The sequence below is a fragment of the Mycobacterium sp. TH-M103 genome, from assembly GCF_057473785.1.
Genome location: NZ_JBYCLG010000128.1, coordinates 1 through 2904 on the forward strand (window position 1 = coordinate 1; position 2904 = coordinate 2904).

General features: G+C 72.2%; 3 protein-coding genes. 1 reads left to right on the plus strand and 2 read right to left on the minus strand.

The annotated features are described in order from the left end of the window. Positions 1-49 precede the first annotated feature (49 nt). The gene (locus AC2VOR_RS07325; protein ID WP_369738210.1) at positions 50-562 is read left to right on the plus strand and encodes a DUF3145 domain-containing protein; all 513 of its coding nucleotides are present in this window, start codon (positions 50-52) and stop codon (positions 560-562) included. On the opposite strand, the gene AC2VOR_RS07330 is transcribed toward AC2VOR_RS07325, so the two are convergent. Together AC2VOR_RS07330 and AC2VOR_RS07335 are read right to left on the minus strand one after the other, a co-directional pair. Next, positions 543-1472: a diacylglycerol kinase gene (locus AC2VOR_RS07330; RefSeq protein ID WP_486963497.1), complete on the minus strand. Its 930-nt coding sequence runs from the start codon at positions 1470-1472 to the stop codon at positions 543-545. The genes AC2VOR_RS07325 and AC2VOR_RS07330 overlap by 20 nt on opposite strands. Then, positions 1469-2904: FAD-binding oxidoreductase (locus tag AC2VOR_RS07335; RefSeq protein WP_486963498.1), on the minus strand; the 1436-nt coding region annotated here is incomplete at its 5' end. The genes AC2VOR_RS07330 and AC2VOR_RS07335, both read right to left, overlap by 4 nt.

The window sequence follows — 2904 nt, forward strand, 5'->3', positions numbered from 1 at the left end:
CGCCAGGTCGTTGGGGAAGACGTCCCTCGTGGAACCGAAGGAGCAAGAGATGCGTGCGACGAATCAATTCGCCGACGTGACGGCTGGCGTGGTGTACGTCCATGCCTCGCCCGCGGCGGTATGCCCGCATGTCGAGTGGGCGTTGTCGTCGACGTTGGGCGCCAAGGCCAACCTGACGTGGACGCCGCAGCCGGCCATGCCGGGACAGCTGCGCGCGGTGACCAACTGGGTGGGTCCGGTCGGCACCGGCGCCCGGTTGGCCAACGCGCTGCGCTCCTGGTCGGTGCTGCGGTTCGAGGTCACCGAGGATCCCAGCCCCGGCGTCGACGGGCAGCGGTTCAGCCACACCCCACAGCTGGGCCTGTGGAGCGGGGCGATGAGCGCCAACGGCGACATCATGGTCGGGGAGATGCGGCTGCGGTCATTGATGGCGCACGGCGCCGACGCGCTGGCCGCCGAGCTGGACACCGTGCTGGGGACGGCGTGGGACGACGCGCTCGAGGCGTACCGCGACGGCGGCGACGCCGGCGAGGTGACCTGGCTCAGCCGGGGTGTGGGCTAGGACGCAGCACCCGCAGCGCGCCCGGAACCGCGGAGATCTCCGCGGGCAGCGGGCACGCGAAGTCGCCGTCGGCGTACACGTTGATGCCGGGGCATTGGACCTGAATCGACCTGGCGCGCGCCGTGCTCACCTCGTCGAGGTCGACGTGCGTGCCCTTCATGACGGTGGGGAACAGCCGGACCAGCTTGGTGCGCGACGCCTCGTGCACCATGGTCAGATCGAGCAGGCCGTCGGAGTGATCGGCGTGCGGGCAGACCAGCATCCCCCCGCCGTAGCTGCGGGTGTTGCCGAACGCCACCAGCGTGAGATCTGTGTCGATCTCCCGGGTTCCGTCGAGCACCATGCGGAACGGCAGGAGCCGCAGCTGCGACAGCTCGGCGAGCATCGCCAGGTAGTAGCGCGCGCGCCCGTGGGGCCAGCGCATCCGGTTGGCCCGGTCGGTCACCAGGGAGTCGAACCCGGTGGCCGCCACGGTGCCGAACCACTTGCTCTGGCCGTCGCCCCACGTGATCCGGCCCAGGTCAATGGATTCCGTCCACCCGCCGGCGACGACGTCGGCCGCCGCGTCGGAAGTGGTGGGGATGCCGAATTCGCGGGCGTGGTCGTTGCCGGTCCCCGCCGGCACGATGCCCAGCGGCACGCCGGTGCCGGCCAGCACCTGCAGCGCGTTGGAGATGACGCCGTCACCCCCGGTGGCCATCACCGCGTCGGCGCCCTTCTCCAGCGCGGCGCCGACCAGATAGCGCGCGTCCTGGGCGTCGTCGCCGATGATCTCGACGACCTCCACGCCTTTCTGGTGCAGCCGCGCGATCGCGAGTTCCGCCGCGCGGATGGCCGCGCCGTGGCCCGAGACGGGATTGGTCAGCGCGATCACCTTGCCGATCTCGCGGCGGTGCGGTTCGGTGGTCACGGGATCAGCTTGCCGGGGTTGAGGATTCCGGCCGGGTCCAGTGTCGCCTTGACCGCGCGCAACACCCGCACACCCAGGTCGCCGATCTCGTCGCGCATCCAGGGCCGGTGGTCGGCCCCGACGGCGTGGTGGTGGGTGATGGTCCCGCCGGTCGCCATGATCGCGTCGGACGCCGCTGTCTTGGCGGCCCGCCACTGCGCGATCGCGTCACCGCGCTGCCCGGCGACGATGGTGAAGTACAACGAGGCGCCGGTCGGGTAGACGTGCGAGATGTGGCACATCACCAGCGCCGGCGTGCCCGACGCGGCCAGGGCGTCGGTGAGTGCCTGGGTGACGGCGGTTTTGAGGGCGGGGATGTTGGACCAGTCGGTCGCGGTCTCGAGGGTCTCGCACAGCGCGCCGGCGGCCAGCAGCGAGTCGCGCAGGTAGGGCGCGGCGAATCGCCCCCGCTCCCACGCCTGCGCCGGCCCTTCGCCCAGCGACGTGCCGCCGTGGGCCCTGAGCAGGGCGCTGGTCTCGGCGTGCCGGCTCTCGACGTGTTCGGCGGTGCCCTCGAACGCGGTGATCGCCAGGCAGCCGCCGGTGATCTGGTTCTCGCCGATCGACTCGGTGGTGGCCAGGTTGACCCCGGTCTCGACCTCGTCGGAAAGCCGGATGACCGTTGCGCCGGTGGCGGTTTGGGTGACCGCGCGCAGCGCCGCGGTTCCGGCCGCGAAGTCGGGGAAAGACCATGCCTCGTGGCGGACTGCCTCGGGCTTGCGGTGCACGCGCAGCCGCACCTGCGTGATGACGCCGAGGGTGCCCTCCGATCCGAGCAGCAGCTGGCGCAGGTCGGGGCCGGCGGCCGAGGCCGGTGCGCGGCCCAGGTCCAGGGTGCCCGCGGGGGTGACGACGCGCAGCCCGCGCACCATGTCGTCGAACCGGCCGTAGCCGGCCGAGTCCTGCCCGGACGACCGGGTGGCCGCGTAGCCACCGATCGTGGCGTATTCGAAGCTCTGCGGGAAATGGCCCAGCGAGAAGCCGTGTTCGCCGAGCAGGCGTTCGGCGTCGGGCCCGGTGACGCCGGCCCCGAACACCGCCTGCCCGGACACCTCGTCGATCGAGATCAGCCGGTCGAAGCGGCGCAGGTCCAGCGACACCACGGCGGAGAACCCGCCGCGGGCGGGATCGAGCCCGCCGACGACGCTGGTGCCGCCGCCGAAGGGGACGACGGCGATGCGCTGTTCGGAGCAGTAGCGCAGGATCTCGGCGACGGCGTCCTCGTCGCCGGGCAGCAGCACGGCGTCGGGGGCGTCCTGAACCCCGGAATCCTTGCGGCGCAACAGGTCGAGGGTGGACTTGCCGCCGGCGTGCAGCAGCCGGTCGCGGTGCGCGGTGCGGCAGTGGTCGGCGCCGACGATGGCGGCCAGCGCGTCGACGTCGGCCTGCGCCA